This is a genomic window from Candidatus Hydrogenedentota bacterium (assembly GCA_018005585.1).
Classification (GTDB): Bacteria; Hydrogenedentota; Hydrogenedentia; order Hydrogenedentales; family JAGMZX01; genus JAGMZX01.
In genome coordinates this window covers 1-16,426 of the sequence record JAGMZX010000134.1, presented here as the reverse complement: position 1 = coordinate 16,426, position 16,426 = coordinate 1, and the positions used below count along the sequence as shown (strand labels likewise).

31 protein-coding genes are annotated in these 16,426 nt (G+C 63.3%); all 31 read left to right on the top strand.

Annotated features, from left to right (window positions below):
- Positions 1 to 133 (top strand): elongation factor Tu (gene tuf, locus KA184_18620; protein ID MBP8131600.1); only part of this gene is annotated, 133 nt, incomplete at its 5' end.
- Between the two features lie 42 nt (positions 134 to 175).
- The gene (rpsJ, locus tag KA184_18615; protein MBP8131599.1) at positions 176 to 487 is read left to right on the top strand and encodes a 30S ribosomal protein S10; all 312 of its coding nucleotides are present in this window, start codon (positions 176 to 178) and stop codon (positions 485 to 487) included.
- Between the two features lie 37 nt (positions 488 to 524).
- Complete coding sequence (gene rplC, locus KA184_18610) at positions 525 to 1,283, top strand: 50S ribosomal protein L3 (GenBank protein ID MBP8131598.1); 759 nt, start codon at positions 525 to 527, stop codon at positions 1,281 to 1,283.
- The gene (rplD, locus tag KA184_18605; protein ID MBP8131597.1) at positions 1,283 to 1,909 is read left to right on the top strand and encodes a 50S ribosomal protein L4; all 627 of its coding nucleotides are present in this window, start codon (positions 1,283 to 1,285) and stop codon (positions 1,907 to 1,909) included. The genes rplC and rplD overlap by 1 nt, the downstream gene beginning before the upstream one ends.
- Positions 1,906 to 2,199: a 50S ribosomal protein L23 gene (gene rplW, locus KA184_18600; protein ID MBP8131596.1), complete on the top strand. Its 294-nt coding sequence runs from the start codon at positions 1,906 to 1,908 to the stop codon at positions 2,197 to 2,199. Before rplD ends, rplW begins: the two co-directional genes overlap by 4 nt.
- 13 nt (positions 2,200 to 2,212) lie before the next feature.
- The gene (rplB, locus tag KA184_18595; GenBank protein ID MBP8131595.1) at positions 2,213 to 3,040 is read left to right on the top strand and encodes a 50S ribosomal protein L2; all 828 of its coding nucleotides are present in this window, start codon (positions 2,213 to 2,215) and stop codon (positions 3,038 to 3,040) included.
- Between the two features lie 21 nt (positions 3,041 to 3,061).
- The gene (gene rpsS / locus KA184_18590) at positions 3,062 to 3,325 is read left to right on the top strand and encodes a 30S ribosomal protein S19 (GenBank protein ID MBP8131594.1); all 264 of its coding nucleotides are present in this window, start codon (positions 3,062 to 3,064) and stop codon (positions 3,323 to 3,325) included.
- A 15-nt stretch (positions 3,326 to 3,340) separates the two neighbouring features.
- A complete protein-coding gene (gene rplV, locus KA184_18585) occupies positions 3,341 to 3,733 on the top strand; it encodes a 50S ribosomal protein L22 (protein ID MBP8131593.1) in 393 nt (130 codons plus the stop codon).
- A gap of 12 nt (positions 3,734 to 3,745) precedes the next feature.
- Positions 3,746 to 4,495, top strand: a complete 750-nt coding sequence (gene rpsC, locus KA184_18580) for a 30S ribosomal protein S3 (GenBank protein MBP8131592.1) — start codon at positions 3,746 to 3,748, stop codon at positions 4,493 to 4,495.
- A 13-nt stretch (positions 4,496 to 4,508) separates the two neighbouring features.
- Positions 4,509 to 4,916, top strand: a complete 408-nt coding sequence (gene rplP, locus KA184_18575; GenBank protein MBP8131591.1) for a 50S ribosomal protein L16 — start codon at positions 4,509 to 4,511, stop codon at positions 4,914 to 4,916.
- Positions 4,917 to 4,929: 13 nt separating this feature from the next.
- On the top strand, positions 4,930 to 5,136 hold the full coding sequence (gene rpmC / locus KA184_18570) for a 50S ribosomal protein L29 (GenBank protein MBP8131590.1): 207 nt from the start codon (positions 4,930 to 4,932) through the stop codon (positions 5,134 to 5,136).
- Between the two features lie 5 nt (positions 5,137 to 5,141).
- Positions 5,142 to 5,396, top strand: coding sequence for a 30S ribosomal protein S17 (gene rpsQ, locus KA184_18565; GenBank protein ID MBP8131589.1), 255 nt, complete (start codon positions 5,142 to 5,144; stop codon positions 5,394 to 5,396).
- Positions 5,397 to 5,439: 43 nt separating this feature from the next.
- Complete coding sequence (rplN, locus tag KA184_18560) at positions 5,440 to 5,829, top strand: 50S ribosomal protein L14 (protein ID MBP8131588.1); 390 nt, start codon at positions 5,440 to 5,442, stop codon at positions 5,827 to 5,829.
- Between the two features lie 12 nt (positions 5,830 to 5,841).
- Complete coding sequence (gene rplX / locus KA184_18555; GenBank protein MBP8131587.1) at positions 5,842 to 6,162, top strand: 50S ribosomal protein L24; 321 nt, start codon at positions 5,842 to 5,844, stop codon at positions 6,160 to 6,162.
- Positions 6,163 to 6,176: 14 nt separating this feature from the next.
- Positions 6,177 to 6,722 carry a 50S ribosomal protein L5 gene (rplE, locus tag KA184_18550; protein ID MBP8131586.1) on the top strand — a complete coding sequence of 182 codons (546 nt, stop codon included), beginning with the start codon at positions 6,177 to 6,179 and terminating at the stop codon, positions 6,720 to 6,722.
- A 32-nt stretch (positions 6,723 to 6,754) separates the two neighbouring features.
- On the top strand, positions 6,755 to 7,060 hold the full coding sequence (rpsN, locus tag KA184_18545; protein MBP8131585.1) for a 30S ribosomal protein S14: 306 nt from the start codon (positions 6,755 to 6,757) through the stop codon (positions 7,058 to 7,060).
- Positions 7,061 to 7,078: 18 nt separating this feature from the next.
- Positions 7,079 to 7,477 (top strand): 30S ribosomal protein S8, encoded by a 399-nt coding sequence (rpsH, locus tag KA184_18540; protein ID MBP8131584.1) that lies wholly within the window; start codon positions 7,079 to 7,081, stop codon positions 7,475 to 7,477.
- 30 nt (positions 7,478 to 7,507) lie between these two features.
- Entirely contained in the window at positions 7,508 to 8,047 is a 540-nt protein-coding gene (gene rplF, locus KA184_18535; GenBank protein ID MBP8131583.1) for a 50S ribosomal protein L6, read from the top strand.
- A 73-nt stretch (positions 8,048 to 8,120) separates the two neighbouring features.
- The gene (locus KA184_18530; protein MBP8131582.1) at positions 8,121 to 8,474 is read left to right on the top strand and encodes a 50S ribosomal protein L18; all 354 of its coding nucleotides are present in this window, start codon (positions 8,121 to 8,123) and stop codon (positions 8,472 to 8,474) included.
- A gap of 11 nt (positions 8,475 to 8,485) precedes the next feature.
- Entirely contained in the window at positions 8,486 to 9,028 is a 543-nt protein-coding gene (rpsE, locus tag KA184_18525; protein MBP8131581.1) for a 30S ribosomal protein S5, read from the top strand.
- A 45-nt stretch (positions 9,029 to 9,073) separates the two neighbouring features.
- The gene (gene rplO / locus KA184_18520; GenBank protein MBP8131580.1) at positions 9,074 to 9,559 is read left to right on the top strand and encodes a 50S ribosomal protein L15; all 486 of its coding nucleotides are present in this window, start codon (positions 9,074 to 9,076) and stop codon (positions 9,557 to 9,559) included.
- A 16-nt stretch (positions 9,560 to 9,575) separates the two neighbouring features.
- A complete protein-coding gene (secY, locus tag KA184_18515) occupies positions 9,576 to 10,904 on the top strand; it encodes a preprotein translocase subunit SecY (GenBank protein MBP8131579.1) in 1,329 nt (442 codons plus the stop codon).
- Between the two features lie 62 nt (positions 10,905 to 10,966).
- Positions 10,967 to 11,743 carry a type I methionyl aminopeptidase gene (gene map, locus KA184_18510; GenBank protein MBP8131578.1) on the top strand — a complete coding sequence of 259 codons (777 nt, stop codon included), beginning with the start codon at positions 10,967 to 10,969 and terminating at the stop codon, positions 11,741 to 11,743.
- A gap of 52 nt (positions 11,744 to 11,795) precedes the next feature.
- Positions 11,796 to 11,909, top strand: a complete 114-nt coding sequence (gene rpmJ, locus KA184_18505) for a 50S ribosomal protein L36 (GenBank protein ID MBP8131577.1) — start codon at positions 11,796 to 11,798, stop codon at positions 11,907 to 11,909.
- A gap of 18 nt (positions 11,910 to 11,927) precedes the next feature.
- Positions 11,928 to 12,293, top strand: coding sequence for a 30S ribosomal protein S13 (gene rpsM, locus KA184_18500; GenBank protein ID MBP8131576.1), 366 nt, complete (start codon positions 11,928 to 11,930; stop codon positions 12,291 to 12,293).
- A gap of 16 nt (positions 12,294 to 12,309) precedes the next feature.
- Complete coding sequence (rpsK, locus tag KA184_18495; protein ID MBP8131575.1) at positions 12,310 to 12,711, top strand: 30S ribosomal protein S11; 402 nt, start codon at positions 12,310 to 12,312, stop codon at positions 12,709 to 12,711.
- 81 nt (positions 12,712 to 12,792) lie between these two features.
- A complete protein-coding gene (locus KA184_18490; protein MBP8131574.1) occupies positions 12,793 to 13,821 on the top strand; it encodes a DNA-directed RNA polymerase subunit alpha in 1,029 nt (342 codons plus the stop codon).
- Positions 13,818 to 14,192, top strand: coding sequence for a 50S ribosomal protein L17 (gene rplQ, locus KA184_18485; GenBank protein ID MBP8131573.1), 375 nt, complete (start codon positions 13,818 to 13,820; stop codon positions 14,190 to 14,192). The genes KA184_18490 and rplQ overlap by 4 nt, the downstream gene beginning before the upstream one ends.
- Before the next feature lie 54 nt (positions 14,193 to 14,246).
- Positions 14,247 to 15,017 carry a sugar phosphate isomerase/epimerase gene (locus tag KA184_18480; protein MBP8131572.1) on the top strand — a complete coding sequence of 257 codons (771 nt, stop codon included), beginning with the start codon at positions 14,247 to 14,249 and terminating at the stop codon, positions 15,015 to 15,017.
- 48 nt (positions 15,018 to 15,065) lie between these two features.
- The gene (locus tag KA184_18475) at positions 15,066 to 15,842 is read left to right on the top strand and encodes a sugar phosphate isomerase/epimerase (protein MBP8131571.1); all 777 of its coding nucleotides are present in this window, start codon (positions 15,066 to 15,068) and stop codon (positions 15,840 to 15,842) included.
- A 251-nt stretch (positions 15,843 to 16,093) separates the two neighbouring features.
- Positions 16,094 to 16,426: hypothetical protein (locus KA184_18470; protein ID MBP8131570.1), on the top strand; the 333-nt coding region annotated here is incomplete at its 3' end.

Genomic DNA, 16,426 nt, shown 5'->3' with positions numbered 1-16,426 from the left:
GATGCCCGGCGACAACATCCGGATCACGGCGGAACTGATTACCCCGATCGCGATGAACGAGGAATTGCGCTTCGCGATCCGCGAAGGCGGCCGCACCGTGGGCGCGGGCGTCGTGACCAAGGTTATTGCATAGAATAAAGGCACGGACGACAGGACAAGAACCGGAGACGCAATCATGGCCGCTACGCATAAGATACGGATTAAGCTGCGGGCGTATGATCATCATTTGCTCGATCAATCGACGCGCGAAATCGTGGCTGCGGCGCAGCGCACGGGCGCCGGCATCAACGGTCCCATACCGCTGCCGACTGCCCTCAGCAAGTACACCGTCTTGCGTGGACCGCACATTGACAAGAAGTCGCGGGAGCAGTTCGAGAGCCGCACCCACAAACGGCTGCTCGACATTCTCAACCCGAACGCGGCTACGGTCGATGCGCTCATGAGGCTCGACTTGCCCGCGGGTGTCGACGTGGAGATTAAGCAGTAGCGGCCGAACGCGCGGACGCGGCAGAGGACTACAAGCGATGCTGAACGGAATACTGGGAAAGAAAGTCGGCATGACGCGCATTTTTACCCCGGATGGGCGGTGGATACCCGTGACGCTTATCGAGGCGGGCCCATGTGCGGTCGTGCAACGCAAGTGCGAAGAGACCGACGGTTACGATGCCGTGCAGCTTGGCTTCCAGGAACTGAAGGAGAAGCGCTGCACGAAGCCCGTGGCGGGCCATTTCGCGAAGGCCAAGGTCACGCCGAAACGGCGTCTCGTCGAATTCCGCGTGGCGAAGGACAGCGCGCTTGCGACGGGCGGCGAAGTCAGGATTGAGACTGTCACGGAAAAGAAGAAGGTGAAGGACAAGGAGAAGGGCGAGGAGGTCGAGGTAGAAATCATCAAGTTCAAGATCGGGGACTGGGTCCTCCAGATCGGCGACTCGGTCGATGTAACGGGCCGATCGAAGGGCAAGGGTTTTGCCGGGGTGATCAAGCGCCACCACTACAGCGGCGGTCCGGGCACGCACGGCTCCAATTTTCACCGGGCGCCCGGGTCCATCGGCCAGAGCGCGTACCCCGCCGAGGTGTACAAGGGCAAGGGGTTGCCCGGCCACATGGGCGATGAGCGCGTCACCGCGCAGAATCTCGAAGTGGTGGAAGTAGACGCCGAGAAGAACCTGCTGGTAGTCCGCGGCGCGGTGCCCGGCGCCAACGGCGGCATCGTCATGGTGCGCCGCAGCATCAAGGCACGCGCGCGCAAGGCAGGCGAGAAGACGGAGAAAGGGTCGAAGTAATGGCTTCGGTTAAAGTCGTCGATACGGCCGGCGTCGAGCAGGGTATGCTCGAGGTGAGCGACCAGGTCTTTGACGCTCCCTTTAACGAAACGGTCGTCCACGAGGCGGTCCTGGCGCTGCGGAACGCGGCCCGCCACGGCACGCACAAGACGAAAACGCGCAAGGAAGTGAGCGGCGGCGGCATTAAGCCGTTTCGTCAAAAGGGAACCGGCCGTGCCCGGCAGGGCAGCAGCCGCGAGCCCCAGATGCGCGGCGGTGGCACCATCTTTGGGCCTATCCCGCGCAGTTACCGCCAAGACGTGCCCGTGCGCGTCAAGCGGCAGGCCGTGTGCTGCGCACTCAGCGACCGGCTCCGCGAGGACCGCCTCAGCGTGCTGGCCGGATTGCAGGTGGAGCAGCCCAAGACGAAACCGTTTGCCGCGATGATGGCGCGCCTGTCGCCCGAAGGGCGCAAAACGCTGCTGGTCACGGCAGCCACGGACCGGAACGTGCTGTTGTCGTCGCGCAACATCCCGCACGTGACCGTGCGCACAGCCGCTGACGTCAATGTGCTGGACGTGATGCTGGCCGGCCGCGTGATTGTTCAGCAAGAGGCGCTAGCATACTTGCAGGAGAGGCTGTCATGAGCGTAGAGCCCCACAAGATCATTCTGCGGCCGATTATCACGGAAGATTCGCAGATCCAGACGCGCAAAGCAAACCAATATACGTTTCGCGTGCATCCCGAAGCGAACAAACAGCAAATCAAGGAAGCGATTGAGATCCAGTTTCCCGAAGTGCATGTCGTTTCGGTAAACACGATGAACTATCAGGGCAAACTCCGGCAGCACATGCGGTCGCGGCGCGTCGGGCGCCGTTCCCAGTGGAAGAAAGCGATCGTTACGCTGCGCCGGGGCGATGTCATTGAACTGATTTAGGGAAGGCGGACCCATGCCAGTAAAGCGATTCAAACCCGTTACCCCGTCGCGCCGCGGCATGTCGGTGGCGGATTTCTCCGAAATCACCAAGACGCGGCCCGAAAAGGCGCTTACCCAACCCGCGCACGACCGCGCCGGGCGCAACAACCAGGGCCGCATTACCATGCGGCGCCGGGGCGGCGGCCACAAGCGCCGTTACCGCAGCATCGATTTTCAGCGCGAGAAGGACGGTATTCCGGGTAAGGTCGTCTCGATTGAATACGACCCGAACCGCAGTGCGCGCATCGCGCTTATCTCCTACCTCGACGGCGAAAAGCGCTATATCATCGCGCCCAACGGTTTGGCGGTGGGCCAGCGGATCGTGAGCGGCCCCGACGCCGAGTATGATGTGGGCAACACCTTGCCGCTCGACCGCATCCCGCTGGGCACGAACATTCACAATGTCGAACTTGTGCCGGGCAAAGGCGGCCAAATGGCCCGCGCCGCGGGGAACGGCTGCCAGTTGCTGGCCAAGGAAGGCCGTTATTGCGTGCTGCGCCTGCCCTCCGGCGAAATGCGCCGGGTCCTCTCCAACTGCCGCGCCACCATCGGCACGGTCGGCAATGAAGAGCACGTCAACATCGAGGTCGGCAAGGCGGGCCGGACCCGCTGGCTCGGCAAGCGGCCCAAGGTGCGCGGCGTCGCGATGAACCCGGTGGACCACCCGCACGGCGGCGGCGAGGGCCGCACCTCGGGCGGCCGGCACCCCAGCACGCCGTGGGGCAAGCCCACCAAGGGATACAAGACGCGCAAGAAGACGCACCGCACCAACAAGTACATCATCCGTCGCAGGACCCGGTAACGGCGAAGAGGAGAACGCACGGTGGCTCGTTCACTGAAAAAGGGATACTTCGTAGAAGTGAGCCTGCTCGACAAGATTCGCGCGGCGCAGGCGACCAAGGACCGCAAGGTCATCAAGACGTGGTCGCGGCGTTCGACGGTCATCCCCGACATGGTGGGGTTGACCATTGCGGTCCACAACGGCAAGACGTTCATCCCGGTGTTCATCACCGAGAACATGGTCGGGCACAGGCTGGGCGAATTCGCGCCTACGCGCACGTTCCGCGCGCACGCGGGCGCGAAGTAACCGGGAGCATTCGTTATGGCAACCGCCAAGGCATACGTTAAAAACCTGACCGTCGCCCCGCGCAAGGCCCGGCTCGTAGCCGACCTGATCCGCGGCAAGAAGGTGGCGGAAGCGCGCTACATTCTGGACTACACGTTGAAGAAGTCCGCCATGCCGCTGCGCAAGCTGCTCGATTCGGCCGTGGCCAACGCCGAAAACCTGGCCGCGGAAAAGCACGACCGCATCGACACGGACGAGATGGTCGTCTCGACGATCATGGTGGACCAGGGCCTGACGCTGAAACGCTGGCGCGCCATGCCGCGCGGCCGGGGCGTGCGCATTCGCAAGACCCGCAGCCATGTGCGCATTGAGATCAGCGGCGGCGAGGTCCAGGAAAAAGCCTCCGCAAAAGGCAAAACGAAAAAATAAAAGGAGAGCACCGTGGGTCAAAAGGTACATCCTAACGGCTTCCGCCTGGGCGTCATCCAGAACTGGTCGTCCATTTGGTACGCGGGCCGGAACTACGCGGACCTGCTCCACGAGGACCTGAAGCTCCGCGACTACATCAAGAAGCGCCTGCACAATACGGGCGTGGCCAAGATTGACATCGAGCGCGCCGGCCGCAAGGCGAAGGTACACATCTATACGGCCCGGCCCGGCCTGGTGATCGGCCAGCGCGGCCAGGAAGTCGACAAGCTGCGCTACGAACTCGAGCAGCTGACGGGGCGTGAACTGCTGATCAACATCCATGAGGTGCTCAGCCCCGAATTGAGCGCCATGCTTGTCGCCGAGAGCATCGCGCAGCAGTTGGAACGCCGCGTGTCCTTCCGGCGCGCGATGAAAAAGGCGATCCAGAATACGATGCGGCTGGGCGCGAAAGGTATCCGCCTTCGCGTGGCGGGCCGCCTGAACGGCGCGGAAATCGCCCGGTCCGAGCAGGCCCGCGAAGGCAGTGTGCCGCTGCACACGTTGCGCGCCAACGTGGACTACGGTTTCGCGATTTCCCGGACCACCTACGGCACCATTGGCGTGAAGTGCTGGATCTACCACGGCGAACTGGCGCCCGGTGAAATGGTGACGACGGTTGGCGGTCAGGCCGCCCCGCACGCGCGCCGCGGCGACCGGGGCGAGCGTGGCGAGCGTGGCGAACGCGGCGAACGCTCAGGCGCGGGCCGCGAATCGGCGCGATAGGAGAAGTCACACGATGTTGATGCCGAAGCGAGTCAAGTACCGCAAGCAGCAGCGCGGCCGCCGTTCGGGCAAGAGTAAGGGCGGCATTTCGGTGGATTTTGGCGAGTATGGACTCAAGGCGATGCGTGACGGCTGGGTCACGGCGCGCCAGATTGAAGCGGCCCGTATCGCCATGACGCGCTACGTGAAGCGCGGCGGGAAGATCTGGATTCGGGTATTTCCGGATAAACCCATCACGAAAAAGCCCGCAGAAGTGCGCATGGGTAAAGGCAAGGGCGCGCCCGAAGAGTGGGTGGCCGTTGTGAAGCCGGGCCGCGTCATGTTCGAGATCGAAGGTGTGACCGAGGGTATCGCGCGCGAGGCCATTCGCCTCGCCGGGCACAAACTGCCGATCCCGACCAAGTTCGTGAAGCGCGACTAGAGGAGGCCGGCGAGTGAAAGCGAATCAATTGCGTGAAATGACCGGCGAGCAGCTGCAGGAACGGCTGGGCAAGCGCCAGCGCGACCTGCTCGCCTACCGCGTCCAGGCCACGACCGAGATCGTCGAAAATGTGCGATCCGTGCGCGAGGCGCGCAAGGAGATCGCGCGCATCAAGACGGTGCTGCGGGAACGGGACCTCGCCGCCGAGAAGAGGAAATAGCAACCATGGCAGACGCATACCGGAAAGAGCGGGTTGGCGTAGTGGCCAGCGACCGCATGGACAAGACGATTACGGTCGTCGTGGAATCGCTGAAGCAGCACGCCCTCTACAAGAAGGGCATCAAGCGGACGAAGAAGTTCAAAGCCCATGACGAGCGCAACGAGTGCCACGTGGGCGACACGGTGCGGATTGTGGAGACGCGGCCGCTCAGCAAGACGAAGCGGTGGCGTCTGGCAGAAATCGTGAAACGCGCAGATTGACGCAGGAGCGGCGACGCCCCAGCGGCGAGAAGGTACAAGGGCCATGATTCAGATTTATTCGCGACTGAAGGTGGCGGACAACAGCGGCGCCCGGCGAATCCGCATCATTCAAATTATGGGCGGGTCGAAGCGGCGTTACGGCGGGCTCGGTGACATCGTCACCGCGACGGTGAAAGACGCGCTGCCGAACGCCGCGATCAAGAAGGGCGACGTGGTGAAAGCGGTCATCGTGCGCATGCGTCAGGACACGAAGCGCGCGGACGGCACGACGATCCGCTTCGATTCGAACGCCGCCGTTCTGGTCAACCTGGACAAGAAGAACAAGGGCAACGAACCGGAGCCGCGCGGCACGCGCGTGTTCGGGCCCGTGCCCAGGGAATTGCGCGCCAAGGGGTTCACCAAGATCCTGTCCCTGGCGCCCGAAGTGCTGTAGAGGGTAAAGGTCATGCATATCCGCAAGAACGATACGGTCGTGGTGATCCGCGGCAAATACAAAGGCCGCCGGGGTCGCGTACTGGCCATGTATCCGAAGAAGGAACGGCTGTTGGTCGAAGGCGTGAATGTCATCAAGCGCCACACCAAGGCGAGCAGCCGCAATCAGCAGGGCGGTATCGTCGAACGTGAAGCGCCGATACACCTCTCAAACGTCATGCCGTGGTGTGAATCGGCCAAGGCGCCGTCCAAGATCGTGATGAAACGGCTGGAAGACGGCAGCCGCGTGCGGATCTTCCAAATTAACGGCGAAACCCTCAACGATAAGCGGTGAGGAGGAGCGCTACTGTGGCACCAAGACTCAAAGAACGCTACGCAAACGAGATTCTGCCGCGCATGCGCGAGCAGTTCGGCTACAAGAACGTCATGCAGGCGGTGAAGGTCGAGAAAGTCGTCGTCAACATGGGCGTCGGCGACGCGACCCAGGACCTGCGCTTGCTCGAAACCGCGCTGACCGAATTGGGCGTCATCACGGGGCAGAAAGGCTGCATCCGCAAGGCGCGGCGGTCCATTTCGAACTTCAAGCTGCGCGCGGGCGCGCAGGTCGGCTGCATGGTCACGCTGCGCGGCAACCGCATGTACGAGTTCATGGACCGGCTGTTCAACGTGGCGATCCCGCGTATCCGCGACTTTCGCGGCATTTCGCCGCGCGGTTTTGACAAGTTCGGGAATTTCACCCTCGGTCTGCGCGAGCAGACCATATTCCCAGAAATCAATATAGACAAGATCACGAAAGTGCGCGGCATGAACATCACGTTCGTGATCAAGAACAGCAAGTCCCCGGAAGAAAGCCGCGAGTTGTTGCGCCAACTCGGGATGCCGTTCAGCAATTAGGCAGACAAACCGGCAGCACAAGGAGTAGCACCTTGGCGAAGAAATGCAAGATTGAACAGGTAAAGCGGATAACGAAGCTGGTGAACCAGTATCGCGGCAAGCGCCGAGAACTGCTCGCCATCATCAAGAATCCCGCGTCGACCATGGAACAGCGGCAGGAGGCCTACCGCAAACTGGCGCGGCTGCCCCGCGACTCGAGCCCGGTGCGCTACCGTAACAGGTGTGCCCTATCGGGCCGTCCCCGGGGCTACTACCGCAAATTCCGCCTGTCCCGGATAGCCTTGCGTGAACTGGCGCTCGAAGGCAAGTTGCCCGGCGTGAAAAAGTCGAGCTGGTGAGGAAAGGTAGACAGTATCATGGCTATGAGTGATCCCATTGCCGATTTGCTGACGCGCCTGCGCAACGCCATCCTGGCGCAGCAAGGCGTCGTGGAATGCCCGGCGTCCGGCCTGAAGCTCGAAATCTGCCGCGTACTGAAGGAACAAGGCTTCATCAAGGATTTCGAGATCGTGGAGGATATCGGGCCAGGCCGACTGCGTATCACGCTCAAGTACCTGCCGGACCGCAGCCCGGTGCTCCAGGGTCTGCGGCGCATCAGCAGGCCCAGCCTGCGCGTGTATGTGCGCACGAAGGATATCAAGCCTGTCCGCAGCGGACTCGGCATTTCAATTCTCAGCACATCCAGCGGCGTGATGACCGGCAAAGACGCGCGCAAGGCGGGCGTCGGCGGCGAGCTCATCTGCGAGGTCTGGTAAGGCCGGGCAAGCAAGGAAAGGAAGTGAACCGTGTCGCGAATCGGTAGACTGCCGGTGCCCATTCCGGATGGCGTGACCTGCGAAGTGAAGGGCGCTTGCCTGAAGGTCAAAGGCCCGAAGGGAACGCTGGAACGCGAATTTGTGCCGCGCATGAAGATTACGCTCGAAGACAAGGAAATCCACGTTACGCGGCCGAGCGACGCGCGCGAGGACCGCGCCGTCCACGGCCTGACGCGGGCGCTCGTCCACAACATGATTGTCGGCGTGACACAGGGCTTCGAGAAGACGCTGCTTATCGAAGGCGTGGGGTACCGCGCCTCGCTGCAGGGCCGGAACCTTAACCTGGCGCTCGGCTACAGCCATCCGGTGACCGTCGAGCCGCCGGAAGGGATTGCCTTTGCTGTGGATACCCCGCAGACGATCCGGGTTTCCGGCATCGACAAGGAACTGGTCGGGCAGGTGGCCGCGAACATTCGCGCCATCCGCAAACCCGAACCGTACAAGGGCAAGGGCGTGCGTTACTCGACCGAGCATGTGCGTCGTAAAGTGGGCAAGGCCGGCGCCAAGTAACCGGTGGGCCCTGGTGCAACAGCGCGTTCGCGCGGCCTAGTACGCGGCGCGACGCGATCGGGAAACGACTTCGATGGCACGAAAGAGCAGAAAAGTTAAGTTGCTGGAACGGCGGAAAAGCCGGGTGCGCAAGGATATCTTCGGGTCTCCGGACCGGCCCAGGCTGCGGGTTACCCGCACGCTGAAGCATATCTACGCGCAAATCATCGACGACAGCCGGGGCCGCGTGCTGACGACGGTTTCCTCGCTCGCGCTCAAGGTTCCCGGAGGCAACGTCGCCGGCGCGAAGGAAGTTGGCAAGGCCCTCGGCGAGAAAGCGGTGGCGGAGGGCATCCAGAGAGTGTGTTTTGATCGTGGCGGGCGGCTGTATCATGGCCGCGTCAAGGCATTGGCCGAGGCGGCGCGCGAAGCCGGCCTGCAATTCTAGGAGAATGCACGTTGAATACGGGACCAGCATCGGCGGAACCCCGCGCCCCCAGGCGCACACGCGAACGCGAGGGGCAGGAAAACGAACTCATTGAACACGTGGTGAAGATTTACCGCGTCGCCAAAGTGGTAAAAGGCGGCCGGCGGTTCAGCTTCAGCGCCATCGTCGTCGTGGGCGACGGCCAGGGTCATGTCGGCGCCGCCATGGGCAAGGCCGCGGAAGTGCCCGAGGCTATCCGCAAGGCGATCGAACGCGCCCGGCGCTGCATGATTGAAGTGCCCATCGTGAACACGACGATCCCGCACGAGGTGCACGGACAGTCGGATTCCGCCTGTGTGCTGCTCAAGCCGGCTTCGCTCGGCACGGGCATCGTGGCCGGCGGTCCGGTCCGCTCCGTGGTCGAAGCCGCGGGCTACAAAAACATCCTGACGAAATCGTTGGGGTCGAACAACGCGACCAACGTGGTCTGGGCAACGCTCGAAGGTCTGAAAAACCTGAGGCGCGTGGAAGAAGTCGCCGCGATGCGCGGCCTCGAAGTGGCCGAAGTGCTGTAATGCCGCCTCGCGGATGATACGGAACGGGATAAGGATTACGAGACCATGGACCTGAGCAATCTGAGGAGCGCGCCGGGCGCGCGCAAGAATCGCAAGCGGGTCGGACGCGGCACCGGTTCGGGGCACGGCAAGACCTGCGGCCGGGGCCATAAGGGGCAGAAATCCCGGTCAGGCATGACCTTGCGGCCCGGTTTTGAGGGCGGCCAGATGCCGCTGCACCGCCGTCTGCCCAAGCGTGGGTTCCACCACGAGAAGCGTTGGCCCATGGGTATCGTCAACGTGGACGTGCTCGAACAAATCTTTGACGACGGCATGGAAGTGACCTCAGCCATGCTGGTGGAGGCCGGGTTGGCGCAGGCACTGCCCGGCGGCATCAAGATTCTGGGCCGCGGCGAGATCAAGACGCGGCTCACGGTCAAGGTGCAGGCGATTAGCCCGTCCGCGCGCGCGAAGATCGAGGCTGCGGGCGGGACCATCGAGATTGTGGGGCGGGAAGGCGCGGACGCGACGGCGGCGGCGCCGGCCGAATAAGCGAGGAGTAGCATAGGTGTCCCAGCCCATTGAAGCTTTCAAGAACGCCTTCAAGATTCCCGAGTTGAAGAGCCGCATCATCTTTACGCTGCTGATGCTGGCGATCTACCGGCTTGGCTGTCACGTGCCCATGCCGGGCGTGGACGGGGCGGCCTTGGCCAAGACGCTGGGCGAAGCGGGCGGTCTGCTTGGCTTTTACGACATGTTCACGGGCGGCGCCTTTGCGAACGCCACGGTCTTCGCGCTCGGCATCATGCCGTATATCACCGCCTCCATCATCATGTCGCTGCTCGTGCCGGTGATTCCCTCGCTGGAAGCCCTGCAGAAGTCGGGTCAGGAAGGCCAGCGCAAGATCACCGAATACACCCGCTACGGCACCATCCTTCTCTGCATCGTGCAGGGGTTCATGATTGCCCTGTACATGGAGAGTCTTGGGGCTGATATCGTGCCGGACCAGGGCTGGGGGTTCCGGCTCATGGCCATCATGACCCTGACCACGGGCACGGCCTTTATCATGTGGCAGGGCGAGCAGATCAGCGAATATGGCGTGGGCAACGGCATGTCGCTGATTATCTTCATCAGTATCGTGTCGCGCATGCCCAGCGCCGTATTCAACCTGTTCCGCATGCTGGGCAACGACCAAATGAGCATATTCCAGGCGCTGATCCTGGTCTTCTTGCTGGTGGCGGTCGTGGCCGGCGCGATTGTCGTGACCACCGGCCAGCGGCGCATACCCGTGCAGTACCCGCGACAGATTCGCGGGCGCGGCGTCGTGGGCGGACAGCGGACCTATCTGCCGCTGCGCGTCAATCAGGCCGGCGTTATCCCCATCATCTTCGCCAGCTCCATACTCATGCTGCCGGGCTCGCTCGCCCAGTCCGTGAGTGTGCCTTGGCTGGAAGCTTTCTTGACCACCCTCTTCGACTGGTCGGGAATCCCCTACAACCTGATGTATGCCGGCTTGATCATCTTCTTCTCGTTCTTCTATACGGCCATTACCTTCAATCCCGTGGAAATGGCCGATAACATGAAAAAATACGGCGGTGTCATCGTGGGCGTGCGCCCGGGCAAGGCCACGGCGGACTACCTGAACCGCGTCATGACGCGCGTCACGTTGGCCGGGTCCCTGTTCCTGGCCTTGGTCGCGCTGCTGCCGCCCATCGTCTACCGCTTTCTGGACGTGCCGGATCCGACCATCGTGCAGTTCTTCGGCGGCACGAGTCTTCTTATCCTGGTGGGCGTGGCCCTCGACACGATTCGCCAGATCGAGCAGCATTTGATTATGCGACATTATGACGGGTTCGGATCGCGCGGCCGGCGCATCCGCGCGCGTCGTGGGTATTGACAACAGGATGTGTCATGCGTGACGGTTGGCCAAAGCGGGCCGTTGGGCCGGATGAGACCGGCATGATAGCGATCCGTTCCGAACGGGAGATCGCGCTGCTCCGCGAGGCAAACCGGATTGTGGCGGAGGTGCATGCCGCGCTTGCGGCCATGATTCAGCCGGGAGCGAAAACGCGGGAACTGGATGCCGCGGCCGTGGAGGTCATCCGCGCGCACGGCGCAACATCCGCGTTTCTGGGTTACCGGGGCTATCCCGCGGCCACGTGCATCTCGGTGGATGAGGTGGTCGTGCACGGCATCCCCGGCGACCGCATCATGCGCGAAGGCGAGATAGTCAGTATCGACATTGGCGTGTGTTACAAAGGTTATTATGGCGATGCGGCCGTGACTTGGCCGTGCGGGACCGTGGATGCGCAACGCCGCCGCCTGCTCAAGGTGGCGGACCGCGCCTTGTCTCGCGCGATCAAGGCGGCCAGAGCCGGCAACTACCTTGAGGATATCGCGAAGGCCGTTGAGGCGGTTTGCCGGCCGGCCGGAATGGGCATCGTGCGTGATTTCGTGGGTCATGGTGTTGGCGCGGAACTCCACGAGGAGCCGCAGATCCCGAATTTCGTGACAGGCGAACGCGGGCCGATGCTGCGCGCCGGCATGGTGCTGGCCATCGAGCCCATGGTGAATCTGGGCACGCACAAGGTGCGCGTGCTGCGTGACGGCTGGACGGTTGTCACGGCAGACGGCAAGCCGAGTGCGCATTTCGAGCATTCGGTTGTGGTGCGCGAGGACGGCGGCGAGATCCTGTCCCGTGCGCCCTCGCTGGTCTGGGGCCAGGCGGAAGAGTGACCGCGTCGGCCACGGCGCTGGCGCCCGGGAACGCATGTAAGGAGTTGAGACGATGAAAATAAGGACCTCCGTGAAGAAGATCTGCGAGAAGTGCCGAATCATCCGGCGGCATGGCCGTCTCCGGGTGATCTGTGAGAATCCGAAACACAAGCAGCGGCAAGGCTAAACGAGGAGAAGAGAACTCATGGCACGCATTGTTGGCGTCGACCTGCCTCGGGACCGTCGCGTGGAAGCGGGGCTGCAGGCCATCTATGGCATCGGGCCCACACGCGCCCGCAAGGTGCTCGAGATGACCGGCATCCATCCGGATATGCGGGTGCGCGAACTGACGGACGAACAGGTCAGCCAGCTCTCCACCGCCATCCAGGCGCAATACAAGGTGGAAGGCGACTTGCGCCGCGAAGTAACGGCGAACATCAAGCGCCTGATGGACATCAACTGCTACCGCGGTCTCCGGCACAAACGGGGACTGCCCGTGCACGGACAGCGCACGCATACCAATGCGCGCACGCGCAAGGGGCCGCGGCGCACGGCCATTAAGAAGAAATAAGAGGAGGTAAGCACTCGTGGCCAAGGAAAAACGGAAAGGGACGAAGGGACGGAAGCGGCGCATAGCGCTGAATGTGACTTCCGGCGTAGCGCACGTGCAGGCTACCTTCAATAACACGATCATTTCGATAACCGACATGCAAGGTAACGTTATCGCATGGTCGAGCGCCGGCCAGTGCGGCTTCGTCGGTTCCCGAAAGAGCACGGCGTTCGCGGCCCAGGTCGCCGCGGAAGCTGCCGCGCGCAAGGCGATCGACGTCGGGCTGCGCGAAGTCCGGGTGCACGTGAACGGTCCCGGTGCGGGCCGCGAGTCCGCCATACGCGCGATCCAGGCTGCTGGTCTCAACGTGACCTTGATCCGTGACGTGACCAGCATCCCGCATAACGGTTGCCGTCCGCCGAAACGCCGCCGGGTCTAAGGGCCCGCCGGGACGGCGCCGGTTCACGCATCGACGGGGAAGGAAGCGAAACGCAACGGCCCATGGCGAAAGGCAGCACCGATGATTGACAAGGAATTTACCATACCCAAATTCGTGAAGATGGACGAGGGCGCCACCGACCGCTATGCCCGGATTACGGTCGAGGCCTTCGAACGCGGCTACGGCACGACCGTCGGCAACGCGCTGCGCCGGGTCCTGTTGGCGTCTCTCGAGGGTTCCGCTGTTACGGCCATCCGCTTCGAGGGCATCCCGCATGAATTCTCGGCGATTCCCGGCGTTCAGGAAGACGTTACCGACGTCGTCCTCAACCTCAAGAAATGCCAGGTCCGGCTCAACCGCGAGGAATCGCTGATCTTTTCGTTCAGCCACAAGGGCGAGGGACCGGTCACGGCCGTGCAGTTGTTCAAGGGCGCGGAAGTGGACGTGTTCAACCCGGACCACGTTGTCTTCACCGCCACCTCGAAGAGCACCAAGATCGACATGGAGATCAAGGTCGCCCGCGGCCGCGGATATGTCACCGCGGAACACTTCGAGCTCGAGCATGCCCCGCTCGGCACCATCTACTTGGACGCTAACTTCTCCCCGGTGACCAAGGTGAACTTCCAGGTCGAGGACGCGCGCGTCGGGCAAATGACCGACTACGACCGGCTCATTCTCGACATCCACACCAACGGCTCCATTTCCCCGGAGCGCGCGCTGGAAGAGGCCGCCGCCCTGCTCATGGAGCACCTGAAGATCTTCCTCCGGCACGAGGCCGAGCAGAAGGGCGGCGCGGACGGCGACTTGGCGGAAGACCCCGAATTGGCGCGCAAGCTCGCGAAATCCGTCGATGAGCTTGACCTCAGCGTGCGCGCGGCCAACTGCTTGCGCGCCGCGAATATCCGCACCATCGGAGACCTGATCGCGCGCGAAGAGAGCGAAATGCTCCAGTTCCATAATTTTGGCAAGAAGAGTCTGGACGAGATCAAGAGCCTGCTCGCGGCGATGGGCCTCAGCCTCGGCATGAAGCCGGGCGCCGGGCGCGCAACGGAACCCGAGGACTTCGGGCCCGCCGCGGAAGAACTGACCATTAGCGAGGAAGAAGAATGAGGCACAGAAAAGCCGGCAAGCGGCTCGGCCGCCAGATGTCGCATCGCAAGGCGACGATGAAGGCCCTAGCCCTTGCCTTGTTCAAGTACCGCGCCATCGAGACGGGTGTCGCCAAGGCCAAGGAATTGCGCCGGTTCGCCGAGCCCTTGATCACGCTGGCCAAGGTGGATTCCGTGCACAACCGCCGCCAAGCCTATGCCGTCTTGCGCGACCGCGACGTAGTCACCAGCCTGTTCACGGAGATTGCGCCCGCCTACGCCGAGCGGCCCGGCGGCTATACGCGCATCCTGCGGACCGGGCATCGCGTCGGCGACAAGGCCGAGATGGCTCGCATCGAGCTCGTAGACCTGGGCGAAGCCAAAGAAAGCTGACGCCTGCGTCCGGTTGCGCCGCCGCGGCGGCGCCGCCCGTGGAGGGCCGCCAACGTGTCGAACATCGGCATTGCCCTGCAGCTCTATACGGTTCGCGATGCGGCCGCGCACGACCTGCCCGGCACGCTGCGCCGTTGCCGCGAGGCGGGATTTGACTACGTGCAATGGAGCGCCATGCCGGATTTGCCCGCCCCGGCCATTCGTGACGCCCTCGATCAGGCCGGCCTGAAGGCTATCGCCGCCCACTGCGCCGTCGAACCCCTTGAAACGGACTTGGCGGCCGTCAGCGCATTCTGGCGCACCGTCGGCGCGCCCGACCTCGCGTCCGGCGGCATGATGAGCGATTGCCTCGATTCGATCGATGCCTGGCGGCGCGGCGCGGCACGGCTCGATGCACTTGGCGCGCGCCTGCGCGGCGCCGGAATGCGCCTGTCTTATCACAACCACGCCTTCGAGCTGGAACGCTTTGCCGGGGACCCGCGGCTCAAACTCGATATCCTTTACGAGGAAACGGACGCAACGCATCTCTGTGCCGAATTCGACACGGCTTGGCTGGCCGTGGGCGGCGCTGATCCCGCCGCTTACATCCGCAAATACGCAGGCCGGTGCCCTCTGCTGCACGTGAAAGACCTTGCCCCAGCCCGCGATGCGCCCGGACGCCCCGTGTTCACGCCGCTCGGGCAGGGCATGCTCGACTGGGCCGCGGTGTTTGACGCCGCGGAAGAGGCCGCCGTTGAGTGGTATATTTACGAGCAGGACGCCTGTGACGGCGACGTGTTCGACGCGCTTCGCAGAAGCTATGAGTTCCTCGCAGCCCACGCGTGACGAGATGCTCGCCGCGGGGGCGGCGCTTTTCCCAAGGGAGGAGCGGTCATGGCGGAAAAGCCTTACGCGCTGCAACTGTATACGGTCCGGGACCAGCTCGAACGCGATGTGTCTGGCACGCTCGCCGTGGTCCGGAAAATCGGCTTCCGATACGTCGAACTGGCGGGCACCCAAGGCCATGCGCCGGGTGAATACAAGCGCCTGCTCGACCAGGCGGGCCTGTCCGCCGTCAGTGCGCACATCGGCTACGAAGAAGTCGTCCAGCACCCTGAAAATGCCGTCGCGTACGCGCGGTGTTTCGGGCTGCGCTTCATTGTCGTGCCGTGGCTCGGCGGCGAAGGTTTCCACACGCGGGAAGCCTGGACCGAAGCCGCGCGCCGCATGGACGCCGCGGGCGAAATCCTGCGCCGGGCGGGCGTCCGCCTCTGTTACCACAACCACGCACACGAGTTCGCGTGTGTAGACGGCGAACGTATCCACGACCTGCTCTTCAAACATTCTGAGCCGGGCCGCCTCGCCGTCCAGCTTGATACCTGCTGGGCTGCAGTGGGCGGTGTCGATCCCGTCCGCCTGATTAATGCCTACGGTGAACGCGTGCCCCTGCTCCACATCAAGGATTATAAGGTCGAGGACCGCAAACCCGCCCTGACGGAAGCAGGGCGCGGCCGCATGAATTGGGCACCCATCTTCGATGCGGCGCGCGAGGCCGGCGTCGCCTGGTATATCGTCGAACAGGACGACAATTTCGTGCCCGGCGCCGATGGCGCGCCGGATTCCCTCGAAAGCGCCCGCATCAGTGGGGCGTATGTCGCGAATCTGCTGTAATCGCTGCCCAAAGGGCAGGCAGCGGTCATGTCCGGGCCGCGGGCGGTGGCCCATTGCCACCCTTTAGCCTTTTTCCTGGCGGCCGAAGTGCCGGGCTGCCAGCCCGCGCTGTAACGCCTGCTGTAACGGCTATGCAGCAAGCACCGGGACCAAAGTAAACTAAAGGTTACTCTGCTGGCACCGCAACGGGGTCGATTCCCGGCTGGAACCATGCGTACCGGTGCGCTGTTGCCGGCGTCTCGACAAATGACATGCGCAACGAATTCCAATACGACAAAGCACATCTCCGCGACGGCAAGCTCTACCTGTTGCACGGCAGCGGAATCCTCGTCATGAAGGCGTGGCCTCCTGCCGCATGGCGCCGCGACTGGGGAAGCCCGGGTTGGAAGCACTGCCGTCCGGACAACTTCGACCTGCGCATGGAGCGCGCGCATGCCCGGCTGAACCGCACGCGGGAGTTGTGCGATATTGACTTGCTGGAGCGTTACGCGGATTTTCACCAGGCGGTGCAGACGGGCGTATTGCTGACGGCGTACCCGGACCGCGGCGCGCAGCCCGAGCCGGTTGCCGCAATCATCGAGCGC